The sequence below is a fragment of the Actinomadura kijaniata genome (genome assembly GCF_014138665.1).
In the GTDB taxonomy this organism is placed as follows: Bacteria; Actinomycetota; Actinomycetes; order Streptosporangiales; family Streptosporangiaceae; genus Spirillospora; species Spirillospora kijaniata.
Window position 1 is genome coordinate 374517 of sequence record NZ_JACJIA010000001.1, and the last position, 20857, is coordinate 395373.

Annotated in this window: 18 protein-coding genes; 10 read left to right on the forward strand and 8 right to left on the reverse strand. The window is 74.8% G+C overall.

The genetic code is table 11. From position 1 onward, the window contains the following. Positions 1–26: 26 nt before the first annotated feature. Positions 27–1232, forward strand: a complete 1206-nt coding sequence (locus tag HNR61_RS01665; RefSeq protein ID WP_182841336.1) for a glycosyltransferase 87 family protein — start codon at positions 27–29, stop codon at positions 1230–1232. Further along, positions 1220–2326, forward strand: coding sequence for a glycosyltransferase family 4 protein (locus HNR61_RS01670; protein WP_312897714.1), 1107 nt, complete (start codon positions 1220–1222; stop codon positions 2324–2326). Before HNR61_RS01665 ends, HNR61_RS01670 begins: the two co-directional genes overlap by 13 nt. Positions 2327–2340: 14 nt before the next feature. On the opposite strand, the gene HNR61_RS01675 is transcribed toward HNR61_RS01670, so the two are convergent. Then, on the reverse strand, positions 2341–3549 hold the full coding sequence (locus tag HNR61_RS01675) for an RNA-guided endonuclease InsQ/TnpB family protein (RefSeq protein WP_182841337.1): 1209 nt from the start codon (positions 3547–3549) through the stop codon (positions 2341–2343). 155 nt (positions 3550–3704) lie between these two features. Between HNR61_RS01675 and HNR61_RS01680 the strand changes: the two genes are divergently transcribed. The 5 genes from HNR61_RS01680 (at position 3705) to HNR61_RS01700 (ending at position 8414) form a co-directional block, all read left to right on the forward strand. Next, positions 3705–4946, forward strand: coding sequence for a sensor histidine kinase (locus HNR61_RS01680; protein WP_220508852.1), 1242 nt, complete (start codon positions 3705–3707; stop codon positions 4944–4946). Further along, complete coding sequence (locus HNR61_RS01685; RefSeq protein WP_182841338.1) at positions 4934–5593, forward strand: response regulator transcription factor; 660 nt, start codon at positions 4934–4936, stop codon at positions 5591–5593. The genes HNR61_RS01680 and HNR61_RS01685 overlap by 13 nt, the downstream gene beginning before the upstream one ends. A gap of 180 nt (positions 5594–5773) precedes the next feature. Then, positions 5774–6703: a MerR family transcriptional regulator gene (locus tag HNR61_RS01690; protein ID WP_312897715.1), complete on the forward strand. Its 930-nt coding sequence runs from the start codon at positions 5774–5776 to the stop codon at positions 6701–6703. A 132-nt stretch (positions 6704–6835) separates the two neighbouring features. Beyond that, positions 6836–7402 (forward strand): RNA polymerase sigma factor, encoded by a 567-nt coding sequence (locus HNR61_RS01695; protein WP_182841339.1) that lies wholly within the window; start codon positions 6836–6838, stop codon positions 7400–7402. A gap of 19 nt (positions 7403–7421) precedes the next feature. Then, complete coding sequence (locus HNR61_RS01700; RefSeq protein WP_312897716.1) at positions 7422–8414, forward strand: YbgA family protein; 993 nt, start codon at positions 7422–7424, stop codon at positions 8412–8414. 4 nt (positions 8415–8418) lie between these two features. Here the strand turns inward: HNR61_RS01700 and HNR61_RS01705 are convergent, their stop codons facing one another. Next, entirely contained in the window at positions 8419–9633 is a 1215-nt protein-coding gene (locus tag HNR61_RS01705) for a PP2C family protein-serine/threonine phosphatase (RefSeq protein ID WP_246441916.1), read from the reverse strand. A gap of 158 nt (positions 9634–9791) precedes the next feature. On the opposite strand from HNR61_RS01705, the gene HNR61_RS01710 reads away from it, so the two are divergent. Beyond that, positions 9792–10232, forward strand: a complete 441-nt coding sequence (locus HNR61_RS01710; protein WP_246441918.1) for a MarR family winged helix-turn-helix transcriptional regulator — start codon at positions 9792–9794, stop codon at positions 10230–10232. 26 nt (positions 10233–10258) lie between these two features. Here HNR61_RS01710 and HNR61_RS49810 read toward each other — a convergent pair whose 3' ends face one another. Genes HNR61_RS49810 through HNR61_RS01735 form a run of 5 tightly spaced genes read right to left on the reverse strand, consistent with a single transcriptional unit; the run spans position 10259 to position 14803 of the window. Beyond that, positions 10259–12034 (reverse strand): PP2C family protein-serine/threonine phosphatase, encoded by a 1776-nt coding sequence (locus HNR61_RS49810; protein ID WP_182841342.1) that lies wholly within the window; start codon positions 12032–12034, stop codon positions 10259–10261. Then, positions 12031–13071, reverse strand: a complete 1041-nt coding sequence (locus HNR61_RS01720) for an anti-sigma regulatory factor (RefSeq protein ID WP_182841343.1) — start codon at positions 13069–13071, stop codon at positions 12031–12033. Before HNR61_RS01720 ends, HNR61_RS49810 begins: the two co-directional genes overlap by 4 nt. Next, positions 13068–13493 (reverse strand): ATP-binding protein, encoded by a 426-nt coding sequence (locus HNR61_RS01725; protein WP_312897717.1) that lies wholly within the window; start codon positions 13491–13493, stop codon positions 13068–13070. The genes HNR61_RS01720 and HNR61_RS01725 overlap by 4 nt, the downstream gene beginning before the upstream one ends. Positions 13494–13513: 20 nt before the next feature. Then, entirely contained in the window at positions 13514–13864 is a 351-nt protein-coding gene (locus HNR61_RS01730; protein WP_182841345.1) for an STAS domain-containing protein, read from the reverse strand. Positions 13865–13867: 3 nt separating this feature from the next. Beyond that, complete coding sequence (locus HNR61_RS01735) at positions 13868–14803, reverse strand: STAS domain-containing protein (protein WP_312897718.1); 936 nt, start codon at positions 14801–14803, stop codon at positions 13868–13870. 103 nt (positions 14804–14906) lie between these two features. On the opposite strand from HNR61_RS01735, the gene HNR61_RS47245 reads away from it, so the two are divergent. After that, on the forward strand, positions 14907–15374 hold the full coding sequence (locus tag HNR61_RS47245; RefSeq protein WP_182841347.1) for a MarR family winged helix-turn-helix transcriptional regulator: 468 nt from the start codon (positions 14907–14909) through the stop codon (positions 15372–15374). A 247-nt stretch (positions 15375–15621) separates the two neighbouring features. Here the strand turns inward: HNR61_RS47245 and HNR61_RS01745 are convergent, their stop codons facing one another. Continuing rightward, positions 15622–15972, reverse strand: a complete 351-nt coding sequence (locus HNR61_RS01745; protein ID WP_182841348.1) for an STAS domain-containing protein — start codon at positions 15970–15972, stop codon at positions 15622–15624. Positions 15973–16265: 293 nt separating this feature from the next. Here HNR61_RS01745 and HNR61_RS01750 point away from each other — a divergent pair, with 293 nt between their 5' ends. Then, positions 16266–20855: a HAMP domain-containing protein gene (locus HNR61_RS01750; protein WP_182841349.1), complete on the forward strand. Its 4590-nt coding sequence runs from the start codon at positions 16266–16268 to the stop codon at positions 20853–20855. The last annotated feature ends 2 nt before the right edge of the window (positions 20856–20857 follow it).

The following is a 20857-nucleotide window of genomic DNA, read 5'->3' on the forward strand; positions in this document are numbered from 1 at the left end:
AATCGCTGATCAGAGGCAGGTTGTTCATGGTCGTTCCACGGGTCGGGCCCGCCCCGGCGCTGTCGGTCCCCCCGGACGTCCCCCGGCGGTGGTGGGAGGGGCGGGCGGACGTCCTGCTGTACGCGGCGTTCGCCGCCTTCGCCGCCGGGACCGCCGTGGTCACGCATCTCCCGCCGCACCGCGTGTGGGGCTGGTGCGCCGCCGTCGCCTACGGGCTGGGCGCGGTGGCGGCGGCGTCGGGCCGCCCGCGGTGCGGACCGGTCGCCTGGGGCGTCACGGCGGGGGCCGCGCTCCTGCCGCTGGCGGTGCTGGCGGTGGGCGGGCTGGCGCAGCCCGAGGTCGGGGTCGTGCACCGGGCGGGCGCGCTGCTGCTGGAACGCGGCACCCCCTACCTGGACACCGGGGAGCTCGCCGCGTGGCGCGGCTACGAGGGCTACAACCCCTACCTGCCCGGCATGGCGCTGTTCGGGGTGCCGTGGGCGCTGGCCGGGATCGACGCGCGGCCGCTCTTCGGGGCGGTGCTCGCGGCGGCGCTGCTGTGGGGCGCGCGGCGCACGCCGCCGCTCCTGCTGGCCTCACCGCTGGTGGCGCTGCCGCTGGCGGTGGGCGGCGACGACCTTCCGGTGATCGGGCTGGTCTGCCTGGGGCTGGCCCTGGCGGCGCGGGACCGGCCGGGGGCGGCGGGCCTGGCGCTGGGGGTCGCGGCGACGCTCAAGGCGACCGCGCTGCCCGCGCTGGTGGTGTGCCTGGCCCTGGTCGTGGTGCGGCACCGCGCCGGGGCGGGCAGGTTCCTCGGGGGCGCGGGCGGCGTGGTCGCGGTGGGCGTGCTGCCCGTCGTGGCGGTCGACCCGCGGGGCTTCGTCGAGAACGTCGTGCGCTTCCCGCTGGGCCTGGCCGGGGTCGCCTCGCCCGCCGCCAGCCCGCTGCCGGGGCGGCTGCTGGCCGATCTGGGGGCGTACGGGCACGCGGCCGCGCTCGCGGCGCTGGGGGCGGCGGCCGCCGCGATGGCGCTGTCGCTGCTCGTCCGGCCGCCGGGGGACCTGCGGGCCGCCGCCGGGCGGCTCGCCCTCGGGCTGGCGCTGGCCACGGCCCTGATGCCCGCCACCCGCTGGGGCTACCTCGTCTACCCGGCCGTGCTGGTGGTGTGGGCGCGGGCCGCCGGACGGGACCGGCCGCGGGCCGTCGCGGACGCGGGGCGTCCCCGGGAGGAGGTGGCGGCGTGCGCTGCCTGATCGTCACCAACGACTTCCCGCCCCGGCGCGGCGGCATCGAGACCTTCGTGTACGAGATGGCCCGGCGCTTCCCCGCCGGTGAGGTCGTCGTCTACACCTCGCGGGAGGAGGGGGACGCGGCGTTCGACGCGGGGCTGGCGTTCCCGGTGGTGCGCGACCCGGCGCGGACGCTGCTGCCCACCCGGCGCGTCGTGCGGAACGTCCGCCGCCTCCTCGCCCGGTACGGCTGCGACCGGGTGTGGTTCGGGGCCGCCGCGCCGCTCGGGCTGATGGCCGGGCGGATCGGGGTCCCCTCGGTCGCCACCACCCACGGGCACGAGGTGTGGTGGGCGAGCGTCCCCGGCGCGCGGCAGGTGCTGCGGCGGATCGGGGAACGCGCCGACGTCGTCACCTACCTCACCGACGACACCCGGCGGCGCATGGCCCGCGCCTGGGGCCCCGGCGCCCGCCTGGAACGCCTCGTCCCCGGCGTCGACGCCGACCTGTTCCGCCCCGGGGACGGCTCCGGCGTGCGCGAGCACCTCGGCCTGGGCGACCGTCCCGTCATCCTCAGCGTCTCCCGCCTGGTGGCGCGCAAGGGCCAGGACCGGCTGGTCCGGGCCATGCCGCTGGTGCGCGCGGCCGTCCCGGACGCGACCCTGCTGATCGTGGGGGACGGGCCGCAGGAGTTCTGGCTGCGGGGCCTGGCCGGGAAGATCGCGCCCGGCGGCGTGGTGTTCGCGGGCGGGCGGCCGCACGCGGAGCTGCCGCCGTTCTACGCGGCGGCCGACGTGTTCGCGATGCCGTGCCGGGACCGGCGGCTGGGGCTGGAGACCGAGGGCCTCGGGATCGTGTTCCTGGAGGCGCAGGCGGCCGGGCTCCCGGTGCTGGCCGGGCGTTCCGGGGGCGCGCCGGAGGCCGTGCGGGACGGGGAGACCGGCTTCGTCGTGGACGACGACGTGCGCCGGATCGCCGACCGCCTGGTCACCCTGCTCACCGACCCCGGCGCGATGGGCGCGAAGGGCCGGGCGTGGGTCCGCGACGAGTGGAGCTGGGACCGTTCCCACGACCGGCTTCGCCACCTGCTCGGCACCTGCCCTACGGTCGCACCTTGACTTCCTCCTCCTGCCTAAAGTCGGGGGAGTCCAGCGGTCGCCCGCTGGGTTTCCTGCTTCATCGCCGACCGCCCCGCCCGGGAGGACTCCCGTTGAGGTCTTACACCGGCTCCACAGGCCGACACCGCCAGCCCGGCGGCCAGAATGTCGCGCGCCGCGTTCACATCGCGATCATGCGTGGTGCCACAGCCGCACGTCCACTCTCGGACGTTCAGCGGCAGCCTCTCGCGGAGCCTTCCGCAGGCCCCGCACAGCTTCGAGCTGGGGAACCAGCGGTCGATCACCACGAGTTCACGCCCGTACCAGGCGCACTTGTACTCCAGCATCGAGCGCAGGTCCGCCCAGGCCGCATCGGAGATGGCACGTGCGAGGCGGCCGTTCTTCAGCAGGTTGCGGACGGTGAGGTCCTCGATCACGACCGTTTGATTCTCACGGACGAGACGAGTGGTCAGCTTGTGCAGGAAATCCCGGCGCCGGTCGGTGGTCCGGGCGTGGATCCGGGACACCTTGCGGCGGGCCTTCTCCCGGTTCGCCGAACCCTTGGCCTTGCGCGACAGCTCCCGTTGGGCCTTGGCCAGGCGGGTGCGGTCGCGGCGTTCATGCCGAGGGTTGGTGATCTTCTCCCCGGTCGACAGGGTCACCAGGGCGGTGACCCCGGCGTCCAGGCCGACCGCCGTGCCGGTGGCGGGAGCCGGGGCGATGGTGTCCTGGACCAGCATCGAGACGAACCAGCGCCCGGCGCTGTCGCGGGACACCGTCACCGTCGACGGCTCGGTGCCCTGCGGCAGGGGGCGCGACCAGCGGATGTCCAACGGCTCCGCCATCTTCGCCAGAGTGAGCTTTCCGTCGCGCCAGGTGAAGGCGCTGCGAGTGTACTCGGCCGACGCGCGGGCCTTCTTCTTCGACTTGTAGCGCGGGTACTTGGCCCGCTTGGCGAAGAAGCTGGCGAACGCCGCCTGCAAGTGGCGCAGCGCCTGTTGGAGCAGAACCGAGGAGACCTCGTTGAGGAACGCCAGTTCCTCAGACTTCTTCCATTGCGTCAGCGCTGCGGACGACTGTGCGTAGGAGATTCGGCGCTGCTGGCCGTACCAGGCGCGCGTGCGCTCCTCCAGCGCCTTGTTGTAGACCAAGCGGACACAGCCGAACGTGCGCGACAGTTCGACTGCCTGCTCGTCTGTGGGGTAAAAGCGGTACTTGAACGCCCGCTTGACCTGCCGTGCCATGCCTCACATTCTGCCGGTTTCCTTGTGAGCAGGTGCTGGCTCGTGGTCGATAGACGTCGAATCGTCCTGACGGCGTTTCGGATTTTGCTGCTCTGCTTTGCGAAAGTCCGTTTCCTCCCCGGCATGAAAGCCGGGGCGCCTACGGAGAAATCCCGATGAACGGAGCGGCGACGGTCTGGCGGGCCATGGCGGGCAACCCCCTGCGGTTCGTGTTCTCGTCCTGGCCGTGGCGGTCGCTGGCCTACGTCGTCACCGGGCCGGTCGCCGCGGCCGTGTGGCTGGTGCTGGTCGAGGTGCTGCTCGCCGGCGGGGTCCTGCTGACGCCGCTGGTGATCGGGCTGGGGCTGCTGGCGGGCGTCCCGCTGTCGGCGGTCGGGTTCGCGGCGGTCGAGCGCCGCCGCCTGCGCCTGATGGACCGCCGCCCCGCCCCGTCCCCGCACCGCGACCCGCCGCGCCCGGGGCTGCGGCCGTGGATGTCGTGCCGGCTGCGGGAGGCGGCGACCTGGCGGGAGTTCGGGTACGCGCTGCTGGCGGTGGCGCTGGCGGCGGTGGACGTGGTGGTGCCGTTCGTGCTGGTCGTCGGCTCGACCGTCGCGGGCTCGTCCCCGTGGCTGATCGCCAAGGGCGACCAGATCCAGTTCGGGCCCGAGGCCACCGTCGACCAGCAGCGGGAGACGTGGCCGCTGATGCTCGGCGGGCTGCTCGGCCTCGTGCTCACCCTGTACGCGCTGGCGGCGCTGGCCGGGGCCCGCGCCGCGCTCGCCCGGACCCTGCTGGTGCGGCCGGTCGAGGAGGAGCTGGTCGAGGTGCGGGCCTCGCGGGCGCGGATGGCCGACGCGTTCGAGGCCGAGCGGCGGCGCATCGAGCGCGACCTGCACGACGGCGCGCAGCAGCGCCTCACCGGCCTGATCATGACGCTGGGCCTGGCCCGGCTGGACCGCTCCACCGAGCTGATCGACAAGGCGCGGGAGGAGGCCCGCGCCGCGCTGGAGGAGCTGCGCGACCTGGTGCGCGGCATCCACCCGTCGATCCTCACCGACCGGGGCCTGGCGGCGGCGGTGGAGGCGCTCGCCGAACGGTCGCCGGTCCCCGTCGAGGTCGACGTCGCCCTGCCGGAACGGCCCCCGGAGGGCATCGAGTCGGCCGCCTACTTCGTCGTCGCCGAGGCCCTCGCCAACGTCGCCAAGCACAGCCGGGCGCGGCACGCCAGGATCGTCATCCGCCCCGGCCTGTCCATCGAGGTCCACGACGACGGCCGGGGCGGCGCGCGCGTGGCCGACGGCACCGGCCTGCAGGGGCTCGCCGACCGCGTCGCCGTCCACGACGGGACCGTGCGGCTGTCCAGCCCGCCCGGCGGGCCTACCATCCTTCGGGTGGAGATCCCATGCGAGTCGTGATCGCCGAGGACTCGGCGCTGCTGCGCGAGGGCCTGCGGCAGATCCTGGAGCGGTTCGGCCACGAGGTCGTCGCCGTCGAGGACGCCGAGGCCCTGGTCGCGGCGGTCCGCGACCGGGTCGCCCGCGACCGCGGTCCCGACGCCGTGGTCACCGACGTGCGGATGCCGCCCGGCTTCCGCGACGAGGGGCTGCGCGCGGCGCTCGCGCTGCGCGGGGAGCGCCCCGGCCTGCCCGTCCTGGTGCTGTCGCAGTACGTCGAGCACTCCTACGCCGCCGACCTGCTGGAGACCGGCGGCGGAGTCGGCTACCTGCTCAAGGACCGGGTCGGGGAGGTCGCCGAGTTCGTGGACGCCCTGGAGCGGGTCGCCGGGGGCGGCACGGTCATCGACCCGGAGGTGGTGCGGGGGCTGCTGGCGCGGCGGCGGGACCGTTCGCCGCTGCACCGCCTCACCGCCCGCGAGCGCGAGGTCCTGGCGCTGATGGCCGAGGGCCGCTCCAACGGGGCCATCGCCCGCGCCCTGGTGGTCAGCGAGGCCGCCGTCGTCAAGCACGTCGGGTCGATCTTCACCAAGCTCGACCTGCACCAGACGCCCGACGACCACCGCCGCGTGCTGGCCGTCCTCACCCACCTGCGGGAGGCGCGGTGAGCGGCGCCGGGGCGGTCCGGCCGCAACCGCGCGCCGCGCCGTGACCGAACACCGGTAGGGGCCCGGGGGCTGTTCCGAAGCGGTCCCGACCAAGCGCGCGAGCGCCGTGGGCCAGGGCTTTTGGAATACGGCCTACCCTGTGAGGCCGGACCGGCAGGGGAGTCGGCGGAGGCGGGAGCGGTGAGCGAGGCGGAGATCGGCGGGCCGGGCCTGAGCGTGGGCGCGGCCGCGCGGCGCATCGGCGTCGCCGCCTCGACCCTGCGCACCTGGGAGCGCCGCTACGGCATCGCCCCGAGCCGCCACAGCGCGGGCGGCCACCGCCGCTACGACGAGCGGGACCTGGCCCGGCTGGTGCTGATGAACCGCCTCATCCAGGAGGGCGTGCCGCCCGAGGAGGCCGCCCGGGCGGCGCTGGCCGCCGGGCCCGGCGAGCTGCCCGCCCCCGCCGAGCCGTCCGGGCCCGTCCGGGGGAGCCGCGGCGGGCGGCTGGCGGTGCCGGGCGCGACGCCCGCCACCCGGGCGCTGGGGCGGGCCGCGATGGCGATGGACGCCGCCGAGATCCAGCGGATCGTCACCGGCGCGCTGCGCGAGCACGGCGTGGAGCGCGCCTGGCAGGAGCTGCTGGCCCCGGTGCTGATCGGCATCGGGGAACGGCACGCCGCCACCGGCGCGATCATCGAGGTCGAGCATCTGCTGTCGGGCTGCGTGCTGGGGGCGCTGGCCGGGGAGATCGCGCTCGCGCCGCCGCCGGTCACCCACCGTCCGGTGCTGCTGGCCTGCGCGCCCGAGGAGCAGCACTCGCTGCCGGTCCACGCGCTCGGGGCCGCGCTCGCCCGGGAGGGCGCGGCGGTGCGGGTGCTGGGCGCGCGGGTGCCCTACCCGTCGCTGGCCGAGGCGGTGCGCGGCCTCGGCCCGGCGGCGGTGTTCGTGTGGTCGTCGATGCCGGAGACCGGCGACGCCGCGCCGCTGGGCGACCTGCCGCGCACCCGCCCGGCGGCCCGCCTCCTGCTGGGCGGTCCCGGCTGGATCGGGGACCCGCCCGAGGGCGCGGTGCGCGTCCACAGCCTTCCCCGGGCGCTGGCCGAGATCCGCGCCGTCCTGGCGCTCTGACGCCCCTTCCTCGACCCCCTCACCGGACATCCGCCCGGAATCACAGCCGAAATTTGCCGGGAACGGGTTGTCCGCTGACCCGATTCTGGATATGAACAAGTTTTGAAGAAGTTTTCGCTTGGAGGGGCGCTCATGGAGCAAGCGACGACGGACCAGGGCTCGTCGGGTTGGAGGGGGCCCGGCGAGCCCGCCTACCTGGATCTGGCCGGACGGCTGGCGGCGGGCGACGAGACGGCGCTGGCGGGCTGCCACGCGGCGCTCGGCCCGGCGCTGCGCCGCTACCTGGGCGGACGGGTGCCCGCCGATTTGGTGGACGACGTGCTCCAGTCGGTGCTGATGGAGCTGTGGCGCTGCCGCGACCGGCTCGACCCCGCCCGCGGGCTGGAGGCGTGGGCGTTCACCATCGCCCGCCGCCGCGCGGTCGACCACCTGCGCGCCTGCCCGCCGCCGACCGTTCCGCTCGCCCACGCCGAACGCGCCTGCCACGGCGAGGACACCGCCGAACGCGTCGCCCGCGAGCAGGACGTCCGCCGCGCGCTGGCCGCCCTGCCCGCCCCGCAGCGCGAGGCGATCGGGCTGGCCTACTTCGGCGACCTGACGCAACGCGAGATCGCCGGCCGCCTGGGCGCGCCGCTCGGGACCGTCAAGGCCCGCACCGCCCGGGGCCTGCACCGGCTGAGCACCCTGCTCGACGCCTGAGACCAGCGAGATGAGGACCGTGACCGGACACCGCCGCACCAGGGACAAGCCCGCGCCGATCCCGCGTCCCGCCCAGGCCCGGCCGCGGGTCGCGGTGTCGGGCTGCCTGCTCGGCGAGCCCGTCCGCTACAACGGCGGCCACAGCCGCAACCGCTTCCTGGTGGACGTGCTGGACGCGTACGTGGACTGGGTGTCGGTGTGCCCGGAGATGGAGATCGGGCTCGGCGCACCCCGGCCGACGCTGCGGCTGGTCGAGCGCGACGGGGAGGTCCGGCTCACCACCAGGGACGGATCGGCCGACCACACCGACGCCATGGTCGCGCTGGCCGAGCGCCGCGCCGCCGAGCTCACCGGCCTGGACGGCTGGGTGCTCAAGTCGCGTTCGCCGAGCTGCGGCCCGCGCGGCGTCACCCGCTACAAGGGCGAGATGCCCGTCGACCGGCGCAGCCAGGGGATCTTCGCCGAGCGCCTGACACGGCTGCGGCCGACGCTGGCCGTCGAGGAGGACGGCCGCCTCAACGACGCGGTGCTGCGCGCCCACTTCGTCGAACGGATCTTCGCGCACGCCCGGCTGCGCGCCCTGCTGGACGGCGACTGGACGCCCCGCGACCTGGTCGCCTTCCACTCGGCGCACAAGCTCCAGTACCTGGCCCACGACCCGGACCGCTACCGCCACGCGGGACGGCTGGTCGCGCGGGCGGGCACCGGGGACCGCGACGGGCTGGCGGCCGAGTACGCCGCCCTGTTCGCCGAGGCGTTCGCGGTGCGGCCGGGCCGGGGCCGCCACGTCAACGCGCTGCTGCACCTCTACAGCCCGATGAGCCGCCGCCTGGACGACGCGCGCCGCCGCGACCTCACCGGCGTGATCGACTCCTACGGGCGCGGCGAGGTCCCGCTGGACGTCCCGATGACGCTGCTGCGCCACCACGCGCGCGGCGAGGACATCGCCTACCTGGACGCCCAGACCTACTTCGAGCCCTACCCGGCCGAGCTGGTCCCGCACCTGCGGTGACCGGTCACACCGGCTCCGGCTCGGGCTCCCCGTCGAGCGCGGACGGCGCGGCCGCGGCGGGCTCGGCGACGCGGCCCGTCCAGTCCAGGCACACGATCACCGCGTCGTCCGACAGCCGCGCCTCCGGGGTGTGGGCGAGCAGCTCCCGGACCAGGGTGCGGACGACCTCCGGCGGGTTCTGCATGCGGGTGCGGGCCAGCGCGCGCGGCAGGCTGAACGTGCCGTACGGCTCGCCGCTCGACGACAGCGAGTCGTGCATCCCGTCGCTGACGATCACCAGCCGGTCGTCCCGGAGCAGCGAGAACTCCTGCTCGACGTACTCGGTGTCGTTGAACATCCCCAGCGGGAGCTGCTGGTCCAGCGTGATCGGCGCGACCGCTCCGCCGCGCATCCGGTAGATCCGCGGCGACCCGGCGTCGATCGCGCGGACCTGGCCGCTCGCCAGGTCGAACCGCAGCAGCAACGTGCCGACGTGCTTGTTCCCGCCGTGCTGGGCGCAGATCGCCTCGTTGGCGAGCGCGGCCTGCTCGGGCAGGTCGGCGCCGGAACGGCGGGCGTTGCGCAGCGCCCCGATCGTCAGCTGGGTCAGCAGCGCCGCCTCGATGCCCTGCCCCATGCCGTTGGTGACGCTGACGACGAGGTGGTCGGAGGACGCCGACCAGTCGAAGTTGTCCCCCCACACCGTGTAGGCGGGCTCCAGCTGGCCCGCCAGCTCGAACTCGTCGGCCACGCAGGCGCGGCCGGGCAGCAGCTCCCACTGGATCTCGGCGGCCAGCGTCAGGCGGCTGCTCCGCCGCATGCGGCGGAACACGTCGGTGCGGGTGTCGGCGACCGCCAGCGCGCGCGCCAGGACCGTGGCGGCCGCCGTCAGCTCGCCGACCTCGTCCGGGCCCGGGGGCTGCTCGAACGTGACCGTCAGCACCCCCAGCCGGTCCCCGTAGATGCTGAGGGGCAGGTGCAGGTCGTGGCCGTCGGGACGCTCGTCGCGCACGGTCTGCTGCGACGCGAACGCCCGGCCGGGCAGGGTGTTCTCGATGGGGAACGGCTCGGCCTCCGGCGCGGCCGGGACCAGATGGGAGACCTGGTAGTCGACCAGGGAGACCGTGACGCCGCGGGCGTCGAAGGCGGTGATGAGGGCCGCGCGGGCGGCGTCGGCGACCGCATGCGGCCGGGCCTGCCACAACGCCAGGTCAAGGGTGGAGAGCCGGTCGGTCATCATGGGCGTCGCCTCGGAGGTCGGGCCGCCTGGGTCGGGCCGGGTGGCGGGCCGAGGCGAGCGTTGTGAAATCGAGTGTCTCGCGGAAGACGGAGATGTGTAACAGTGGGGCCATGGCCGCATCGCGACGAGTCCGCTCTCCCTCCGATGACCTTGAACGGTTGGCGGCCGTTCTGGACGGGCCGGCGGGAACGTTGGCGTCGGTGTGGTCGGGAGGCCATCTCAACGCGCCGGTTCCGGCCACCCAGCTGCGGGTTCTCTTCGTCGTGGAGCGCTACGGCAGTATCAACGTTACCGGGGTCGCCACCGAACTGGGGGCGCTGCTGTCGTCGGCCAGCAGGCTGTGCGGGCGGCTGGAGGCCACCGGGCTGCTGGAGCGCGTCCCCGGCCCCGACCGGCGCGCCATCACGCTGCGGCTCACCCCGCGCGGCGCCGATCTGCTGGCCGATCTCCGGCGCGTGCGCCGCGGAGCCCTGGCCGAGGTGCTGGCCGGGATGGACACCGACGACCGCGCCGCGCTGCGGCTGGGCCTGGAACGTTTCCACGAGGCCGTCGTGCGGCAGCGCGGGGAGGCACCCCTCGGGTTCTCCATGCCCGCCTGAGCGGCGATGACCCGCGCCGAGCGCCCTCACGCCGGGTCCGAGGCCAGGCGGAGGCCGTCGTCGCGCCCGTCGTCGTCGCGCCCCTCGCACCGCGCCGGGACCGCGCCGCACAGCAGCAGGCAGGTGTCGTCCTCCCGGACGCCGTCGCCCAGCATCTCCGCCAGCACCGCGTCGGCGACCTCCTCCAGCCCGCCGGTGGCGGCGGCGAACACCCGGCACAGCCGCCGCAGCCCCACCTTCAGGGTGCGCTCGCGGCGTTCGATCAGCCCGTCGGTGTACAGCAGCACGGTCGAGCCCGGCACCAGCTCGGCGGTCCGGGTCCGGTAGGCGAACGGGTCCACCGGCGCGCCCAGCAGCGGTTCGCTGCCGCGCAGGACCCGCACGCGCCCGTCGGGGCCGCGCAGCAGCGGCGGCGGGTGGCCCGCGTTGGCCCAGCGCAGCCGCCCGCCGGGGGCGACCTGCAACAGCAGCGCGGTGGCCAGGTCGTCGGGCTGGAACTGGACGAGCATCCGGTGCATCCGCGTCAGCACCTCGTCGGGGGCCGCGGCCTCCAGCGCGTAGGCGCGCAGCGCGGTCCGCAGCTGGCCCATCAGGGTGGCGGCGCGCAGCCCGTGCCCGGTGACGTCGCCGATCGCGGCGACCGCGTGCCCGTCGGACCGGTCGAACGCGTCGTACCAGTCGCCGCCGACGTTCAGCCCGGCCTCGGCGGGCAGGTAGCGGGCCGCGAACCGCAGCCGCCCCGCCGCCGGGAGATCGGTCAGCATCGCCTCCTGGAGGCGCTGCGCCACGCCGTGCTCGTACTCGTAGCGCATGGCGTTGTCGAGGGCGGCGGCGCTCACCCGCGTCAGCTCCCCGTAGACGGCCACGTCGTCGGCGGTGAACGGGGCCGCCACCGGGGCGTAGGCGGCCACGCCGAACACCCGGCCCCGCGAGATCAACGGGACCGCCAGCAGCTCGGTGTCGGCGGCGACGCCCGTCAGCTCCGGCACCTCCAGCGGCGGATGCGGGGTGGCGTGGTGCGCGCGGCCGGTCAGGTACGCCCGGCGCGCGGCCTCGGGGGGCCGCCGCGGCGGGGCGGGCACGCCGTCGGCGGCGAAGGGCACCAGGGGGCGGTCGCCGTCGTCCAGCCACACGTTCGGCCGGGCGACCTGCTGCGCCTCCAGCAGCGCGTGCAGCCGGCCGAGGATCTGGGCGTGGTCCAGCGACGCCGACAGGGTGGCCCCGGCGTGGGCCAGGAACGACAGGCGCGCGCGGGCGCTCTCGGCGGTGGCGCGGGCCTGCCGCTCGGCCTCCAGCAGGTGCGCCTGGACCTCGCCCGCCTGGCGGAGCCGTTCGGAGGCCTGGACCAGCTCGGCGTGCAGCTCCAGGGTGCCCCGGTCGGTGCGGTCGAGCTCCTGGTGGTACCAGTCCAGCCGGGAACGCTGCTCGGCGAGCAGGTCCAGCAGGCCGCGCGCGTCGGCGAGCGGCCCGTCCTCCCCGGGATCGGCCTCCGCCCCCTCGGGAGCGGCGGCCGTGCACACCGCCACGGGCGCGGCGTCGCCTGCCCCGTCGCGGACCTCGTCGTGGAACTCGGCGCGCAGCCGGCGGCCGGGGCCCCTACCGGTCAGGGTCACCAGGAGCGCCGCGGCGGGATGCCGTCCGGCCGCCTCCAGGACCGCCGGGACCAGGACCGCCTGCTCGGCGACCGGCACGCCGGCCCGCCGCGCCGCCGCCAGGACGGCCAGCGCCGCCCGCGCCGGCCGGTGCGCGCGGTCGGCGGGCCCCGGCGGGTCGAGCCGCAGCACCGGCCCGGCCTCGCTCACCAGGGTCTCCAGGGGGCGTGGGAGGCCACCACGGCGGTGGCGTCGTCGTGGGAGCGGCGGGCGTCGCGCCACAGCAGCGCGGCCAGCAGCGCCGGGTGGCGGTGCTGGGCCGCCGGGTAGCGGGCCAGGTCGTAGCGGCCGATGCCGTCGGTGGACATGACCAGGGGGTCCGGGCCGGACCACGGCGCCGGGTCCTGGCGCAGCGGCGGGACCCGGCGGCCCGCGCCCACCACGCCGGGCCGCGACAGGAGCGGGTGCGCGCCGAGCCACGCGCCGATGTTGCCGACTCCGGCGAACTCCACCATCTCGGAACGTTCCCGCGGGGCGATCCGCGCGACGGCGACGGCGGCGCCGCGGGTGGAGCGCAGCCGGGCGTCCAGCTCGGCCAGCCACTCCGCCGACGGCGTGCCGCGTTCGGCGGTCGCCGTCAGGGCGGGGGCGGCCGCCGCGGCCGCCGCCGGGCCGTGGCCCAGCCCGTCCACGAGCCCGATGACCAGGTCCTCGCCGGCGGGGGAGGGGCGGCGCGCCACGCACCAGCCGTCCCCGCTGACGGTCTCGGCGGGGTGCGGGACGAGCACGCCGCCGACCCGGACGGGCGGGATCGCGGCGGGCGGGCCGACCCGGACGAGCACGGCGGTGCCCCGGCCGGGCGGGCTGTAGACGTCGAAGTCGGCGGCGGCGCGGCGGCAGGTGCCCAGGCCCACGCCCAGCGACCCGGCGGTGGAGTGGCCGTCGGCCAGCGCGCCCGGGACGTCGGGGATGCCGGGGCCGTCGTCGACCGCGACCAGCTGCACCGACGCCGGGGACCGGGCGTCGGCGGGGGCCAGCACGTTGACCAGCAGGTGGCCGCCGCGGGCGTGCTTGATCAGGTTGGTGGCGAGTTCGGTGGCGGCCAGCTCGCACGCGGCGGTGTCGCGGTCGGACAGGCCGCCCTCGGCGGCCGCGCGCGTGGCGGCGCGGCGCACGGCGTGCAGGTGGCTGCGGTCCTCGACGGGCACGTGCCGGCCGGTCGTCATCATCGTCGCGGTCGTCGTCACGTCGGGTTCCGGCTCCAGGAGACGATCGTCACGGTCGTGCCCCGCCCGGGACGGCTGTCCACCCCGAACTCCTCCACCAGCCGGCGCGCCCCGCCCAGCCCCAGGCCCAGCCCGGTGCCGGTGGAGAAGCCGTCGGTCAGGGCCCGCGCGACGTCGGGGATGCCCGGCCCCTCGTCGGCGAACACCATGCGCACGCCGCGCCGCCCCGGCCGCGTCACGTCGCTGATCTCGACCCGGCCGCCGCCGCCGTGCACCAGGGTGTTGCGGGCCAGCTCGCTGGACGCGGTGATCACGCGGGTCTGCTCGGCCAGGCTCATCCCGGCGCGCACCGCCGCCTCGCGCGCCGCGCGCCGCACCCGGATCAGGTCGGCGTCGGACCCGATCGACAGCACCGTCGGCGCGCTCGCCGGCGCGCCGCCCACGGGTCCCCCTCCGCCGTCCCTCATCGCCTCGCCAGCATCTCCAGCGCGTGCGCCGGCGACCGCGCCGTCTCCACCCCGGGCAGGTCCAGCCCCATCTCCACCAGCGTGACCGCCACCGCGGGCCGCATCCCGGCCACCACGGTCCGCGCCGCCAGCATCCGCACCGCCAGGGTGATCTCGGTGAGCACCCGGGCCAGATAGGAGTCGATGACCTCCACGGCGGAGACGTCGATCACCACGCCGTCCGCGCCGGTCGCGGCGGCCCGGTCCAGCAGGTCCTCCTGGAGGGCCACGACCGTCGCGTCGGTCAGCTCGGTCTGGATGCTGGCCAGCAGGACGCCGTCCAGCTCCAGCACGGGAACCCGGTCCACCGCTCAGCCCCCCGCCGGTTCGCCGATGTGCCGCAGCGCCCACGCCAGCGCGTCGGCCAGCGTCGACCGGGTGCGGATCCCGCCCAGGTCGATGCCGAGCGCGGCGATGGTCTGGGCGATCTGCGGCCGGATGCCGCTCAGCACGCAGGTGGCGCCCATCAGCCGGACGGCGGTGGCCGTCCGCATCAGGTGCTGGGCGACCACGGTGTCCACCATCGGCACCCCGGTGATGTCGAGGATCGCGACCTCGGCGCGCTGCTCGACGATGCCCTCCAGCAGGGCCTCGGTCATCACCTGGCTGCGCGCGCTGTCCAGCGTGCCGATCAGCGGCACCGCCAGCACGCCGTCCCACAGCCTGAGCACCGGGGTGGCGATGTCGAGGATCTCCTGCCGCTGCCGGGCGATGATCCCGGCGTCCCGGTCCAGGACCGTCTCCATCGCCACCAGCCGCAGCGTGCCCACCAGCTCCATGGCGGCGACCACGGCGTCCCCGGCGTCCCCCGCGTCCCCGCCCTCGTGGGAGGCGTGGTCGCGCACCAGCGCCAGCAGCGCGTGCCGCAGCTCGGCGACCTCGGCGCCGAGCTGGACGGCGGTGGCGCCCGCCGCGCCCCGCTCGGCGAGCATCTCGGCGAGCTGCGGCCGCACCCGCCCGAACCCGGGGGCCGACGGGTCGGCGCAGCGGCCGGACCCGGCGACCTCCGCCAGGGCGTCCACGAGCCGGTGCGCCGCGCCGACCGCCGCGTCCCGGCCCGCCACGTACACGGCGCGGAACGGCGTCGCGTCGGCCCAGCGCTGCGCGAGCTGCTCGCGCCGGGAGCGCAGCGCCTCGGCGACCAGGGCCGCGCCGTCGTGCGGCCGGGCGCCGGAGCCGTTCGGCGCGGCCGCCCAGCGGGAGCCGTCTCCGGGGGAGACCGGCGTGTTCCAGGCACCGTCGTTCACCGCGCACCTTCCTGATAGTCGGGGTCCGCAGGCATCAACCCGTGCCCGCCGGGGACGAGAGCAGACAGTCGTGACCATCGAGACCGGACGTTAGGGACAGTCGGTGAACCAGCCCAGCGAACAGATCTCCCGGTCGGTCGACCATCAGGCCCTCGAACACGCGGGCAGGACGTTCATCGCCGTCTGGTGCCGCTCGCAGGACCGGGTGGCCGGCCACGTTCCGCCCACGCAGCTGCGGACGCTGGAGGTGATCGCGGCCCGGCCGCACCTCGGCATGCGCGACCTGGCCGCGCACCTGGGGATGATCCCCTCCTCGGCGAGCCGGTTGTGCGACCGCCTGGTGGCCGCCGGGCTGCTGGTCCGCGAGCCCAGCGACGTCGACCGGCGGCAGGTCGTGCTGCGGGCCACTCCGGAGGGCGAGGAACTGCTCCGCGACCTGGCGCGGCAGCGGCGGCGGGACCTGGAGGCGGTGCTGGACCGCATGCCTCCGGAGGACGGCGCCCGCCTGCTGGCGGGCCTGCTCTCCTTCGCCGAGCACGCCGAGCGCGCCGAGGACGACGGCTCCGGCTGACGGCGAATAGTTGTCATGGGGCAATAGTAGGGGGACGGGGCGTCCTCCGGGGGCCTTCCCGGCGAAGGCGGCCTGGCACCGACCGGGCCCGGAGCGGGAACGCGCAGGTGGCGGCGGTGAGAAGGGTCACCAGGCCGCCCCGGAAATCGATGCCGTATGACAATTGTCGCCGGGTCGCGGTCGTCGGGCGCGCCGGCGCCCCCGTCGCCGGGCCGGTGACGGGGGCCGGTGGGAGGGGTCCTCGCCGTCAGCGCGGGCGCAGGTTCTTCAGGGCCTCGTCGGTGGTGGAGCAGACCGTGATGTGCTCGCGCAGCCCCGCCAGGTCCAGCACCCGCGCGACGGTCGGCTGCAACGCGGCCAGGACCAGCCGGCCGTCCTTCGCGACGACGGACCGGCGGGCGTGCAGCACCGCGCGCAGCCCCATCGAGTCCATGAACCGCAGCCCGCCCAGGTCCAGGACCAGGTCCGGACGGTCGTGGCCCGCCGCCGCCCGCAGGACCGCCTCGGCGTCCTGGACCGTGTTGATGGTCAGCTCCCCGGCCAGTGACACCACCGTGGCCTGGCCGGCGGTGCGCGTCTCCGTCTCCAGCGTCGTCATGGACGTACGAGCCTCCTGCGATCAGGGTCATCCGGCGGCCTCGCCCCGTCCCCGCCCGGGTCGTCGCATGCGGACGGCGTCCCGGCGAGCTCGGACGGCGGGATGCGGTCGGTCGCGCGTTCAGCGGGAGAGGGGTGTTCCGGTCTGGAAGGCAGTGTAATGTCGCAGCGGCCGTTGCATGTCAGACGGCAAGTGATTGCGTAGCGCGTGTGTCGACGCCGCCGGAGTCGGGTTTCCCGTCGAGGCCCTGAAGTGGCCGGACCCGCGCGGTCTTCTGAGGAACAGGGTTGAACATGGGTGACGCTGGGGGGAAGAAGGCCGCGCCGATCACGCGCGGTGACCGGACGCGGAACGCGGACGGGGTGGGAGAGGCCGAGCTGCGGCGGTTGCTGGCCGGTTTGACGGCCGTCCGCGACGGTGATTTCGGCACCCGGCTGCCCGACGAGGCCGACGGCCTGCTCGGTGAGATCGCCGAGGTGTTCAACGGCATGGTGGACCAGCTCTCACTGTTCACCTCCGAGGTCACCCGCGTGGCGCGCGAGGTGGGCACCGAGGGCCGCCTCGGCGGCCAGGCCAAGGTGCCGGGCGTGTCGGGCACCTGGGAGGACCTGACCGACTCGGTGAACGCCATGGCGGGCAACCTCACCACCCAGGTCCGCGACATCGCCCAGGTCGCCACGGCCGTGGCCCAGGGCGACCTGTCACAGAAGATCGACGTTCCGGCGCGGGGCGAGATCCTGGAGCTGAAGAACACCGTCAACACGATGGTGGACCAGTTGTCGTCGTTCGCCGACGAGGTGACGCGGGTGGCCCGCGAGGTCGGCTCGGAGGGTCGTCTCGGCGGTCAGGCGGATGTGAAGGGCGTGTCGGGGACCTGGCGGGATCTGACCGACTCGGTGAACTTCATGGCCGGGAACCTGACCGACCAGGTCCGCAACATCGCCCAGGTCACCACGGCGGTGGCCAAGGGCGATCTGTCGCAGAAGATCACGGTTGACGCGCGTGGGGAGATCCTGGAGCTGAAGAACACCATCAACACGATGGTGGATCAGCTGTCGTCGTTCGCCGACGAGGTGACGCGGGTCGCGCGCGAGGTGGGCACCGAGGGTCGTCTCGGCGGTCAGGCGGATGTGAAGGGCGTGTCGGGGACCTGGCGGGATCTGACCGACTCGGTGAACTTCATGGCCGGGAACCTCACCGGCCAGGTCCGCTCCATCGCCCAGGTCGCGACCGCGGTGGCCAAGGGCGATCTGTCGCAGAAGATCACGGTTGACGCGCGTGGGGAGATCCTGGAGCTGAAGAACACCATCAACACGATGGTGGATCAGCTGTCGTCGTTCGCCGACGAGGTGACGCGGGTCGCGCGCGAGGTGGGCACCGAGGGTCGTCTCGGCGGTCAGGCGGACGTGAAGGGCGTGTCGGGGACGTGGAAGGCGCTCACCGAGTCGGTGAACGTCATGGCCGACAACCTGACCGCGCAGGTGCGCTCGATCGCCGAGGTGACCACGGCGGTCGCCAAGGGCGACCTGTCGCAGAAGATCCGGGTCGACGCCCGGGGCGAGATCCTGGAGCTGAAGGACACCATCAACACGATGGTGGACCAGCTTTCGGCGTTCGCCGACGAGGTCACCCGGGTCGCCCGCGAGGTGGGCACCGAGGGCAACCTGGGCGGCCAGGCCACCGTGCGCGGGGTCAGCGGCACCTGGAAGGACCTCACCGACAACGTCAACGTCATGGCCTCCAACCTCACCGGCCAGGTGCGCTCGATCGCCCAGGTCGCCACCGCCGTGGCGCGCGGCGACCTGTCCCAGAAGATCACCGTGGAGGCCAAGGGCGAGGTCGCCGCGCTCGCCCAGACCATCAACACGATGGTCGACACCCTCTCCGCCTTCGCCGACGAGGTGACCCGCGTGGCGCGGGAGGTGGGCACCGAGGGCAACCTGGGGGGCCAGGCCACCGTGCGGGGCGTGTCGGGGACCTGGAAGGACCTCACCGACAACGTCAACTCCATGGCCAACAACCTGACCAACCAGGTCCGCAACATCGCCCAGGTCACCACCGCCGTCGCGCAGGGCGACCTGACCAAGAAGATCGACGTGGACGCCCGGGGCGAGATCCTGGAGCTGAAGAACACGATCAACACGATGGTGGACCAGCTCTCGGCGTTCGCCGCCGAGGTGACGCGGGTGGCCCGCGAGGTCGGCTCGGAGGGGCGCCTCGGCGGCCAGGCCGAGGTCGAGGGCGTGTCGGGCACCTGGAAGCGGCTCACCGAGAACGTCAACGAGCTGGCGGGCAACCTGACCCGGCAGGTGCGCGCGATCGCCGAGGTGACCAGCGCGGTGACCACCGGGGACCTGACCCGGTCGATCACCGTGGACGCCTCGGGCGAGGTCGCCGAGCTCAAGGACAACATCAACCTGATGGTGCAGTCCCTGCGCGAGACCACCCGCGCCAACCAGGAACAGGACTGGCTCAAGACCAACCTGGCCCGCATCTCCGGCCTCATGCAGGGCCACCGCGACCTGTCGACCGTCGCCGCGCTCATCATGGACGAGCTCACCCCGCTGGTGTCGGCGCAGTTCGGCGCGTTCTACCTGGCCGAGCCCGAGGAGGAGGGCGAGTTCGAGCTGACGCTGATCGGCTCCTACGGCTACCCCGAGGACGACGACCCGGCGGCCCCGGTGCGGCCCGTCCGGTTCCGGCCCGGCCGGTCGCTGGTCGGGCAGGCCGCGCGCAACCGCCAGACCATCGTCGTCGAGGACGTCCCGCCCGGCTACGTCACCGTCTCCTCCGGGCTGGGCGCGGCGACCCCGGCCAGCCTGATCGACCTGCCGATCGTCGTCGAGGACCAGGTCCTCGGCGTGATCGAGCTGGCGTCGCTCAAGCCGTTCGGCCCGGTGCAGCGCGACTTCCTGGAGCAGCTCCGCGAGAGCATCGGCGTCAACGTCAACACCATCGTCGCCAACGCCCGCACCGACGAGCTGCTGGCCGAGTCGCAGCGCCTGGCCGCCGAGCTCCAGGCCCGCTCCGAGGAGCTCCAGATCCGGCAGGAGGAGCTCCAGCGCTCCAACGCCGAGCTGGAGGAGAAGGCCGCGCTGCTGGCCAGCCAGAACCGCGACATCGAGACCAAGAACCTGGAGATCGAGCAGGCCCGGCAGGAGCTGGAGGACCGCGCCCGGCAGCTGGCGCTGGCGTCCAAGTACAAGAGCGAGTTCCTGGCGAACATGAGCCACGAGCTGCGCACCCCGCTCAACTCCCTGCTCATCCTCGCCCAGCTCCTGGCGCAGAACCCGACCCGCAACCTCACCCCCAAGCAGGTCGAGTACGCGGGCATCATCCACTCCGCCGGGTCGGACCTGCTCCAGCTCATCAACGACATCCTCGACCTGTCCAAGGTCGAGGCGGGCAAGATGGACATCACGCCCGAGCAGGTGCCGCTGCGGGGCCTGCTGGAGTACGTCGAGGCGACGTTCCGGCCGCTGACCACGCAGAAGAGCCTGGACTTCCGGATCAGCTCCGCGCCGGGCCTGCCCGCCGAGGTCGTCACCGACGACGCGCGGCTCCGCCAGGTGCTGCGCAACCTGCTGTCCAACGCCGTGAAGTTCACCGAGGCCGGCGGCGTGGAGCTGCGCATCGAGCCCGCCGACCCGGGCGAGCTCCCGCCGCAGGTGGCGACGCACGGACCGGCGCTGGCGTTCCGGGTGACCGACACCGGCATCGGCATCGCCGAGCACCAGCTGGAGTCGATCTTCGGGGCGTTCCAGCAGGCCGACGGGACCACCAGCCGCAAGTACGGCGGCACCGGGCTGGGCCTGTCCATCAGCCGGGAGATCGCCTACCTGCTCGGCGGGTCCATCACCGCCGACAGCGCCCTCGGCCGGGGCAGCACGTTCACGCTGTACCTGCCCGTCGCCCGCCCCGACTTCCAGGACGCGCCGGCCGCCTCCTCCCCGCACCAGGTGGCGACCCCGCGGCGGCCCGAGCCGGCCGCCCTCCAGCCCGCCGAGCCGCCCCGGCCGCGCCGCCTGCTGGTGATCGAGGAACGGCAGGGCGGGCTGCTGTCGCTGGTCGCCGAGAGCGCCGCCGCCGACAGCCGCCACCTCGGCGACGCCCGCGACCCCGTGGAGATCACCACGGCCGTGGGCGCGGAGGAGGCCGCCGCGGCGCTGGCCGCCGAGCCGTTCCACTGCGTGGTGCTCCAGCTCGACATGGCCGACGGCGCGGGCCTGCGCATCCTGGAGGCGATGGACGGCGACCCGGCGCTGCGCGGCTTCCCGGTCCTGGCGCACAACAACCGCCGCCTGGACGCCGAACGGGAGCGCGCCCTGCGCGACCGCGCCGACGACCGCCCGCTGGAGCTGCTGAACAGCCTGGACGAGCTGCGCGAGCGCATCGCCCTGCACCTGTCGGCCGAGCAGCCCGGCGACGTGCTGCCGCTGGTGCGGCGGGAGGAACCCGAGGAGCGGGACCCGGTGCGGATCGACGCGTCCCTGGCCGGGCGGCTCGCGCTGATCGTGGACGACGACGCGCGCAACGTGTTCGCGCTGACCGGCATCCTGGAGATGCACGGGATGCGGGTGGCGCACGCCGACAACGGTCGCGAGGGCATCGAGGCGCTGAAGGCCCACCCCGACGTGGACGTGGTGCTGATGGACGTGATGATGCCGGAGATGGACGGTTACACCGCCACCGCCGCGATCCGCGCGATGCCCGAGTACGCCGACCTGCCGATCATCATGGTGACCGCCAAGGCGATGCCCGGCGACCAGGAGAAGTCCCTGGCCTCCGGCGCCAACGACTACGTCACCAAGCCGCTGGACGCCGGGGACCTGATCGCCTGCATCCAGCGCTGCCTCGACGGCGGTGCGGCCCGTGACGCCTGACC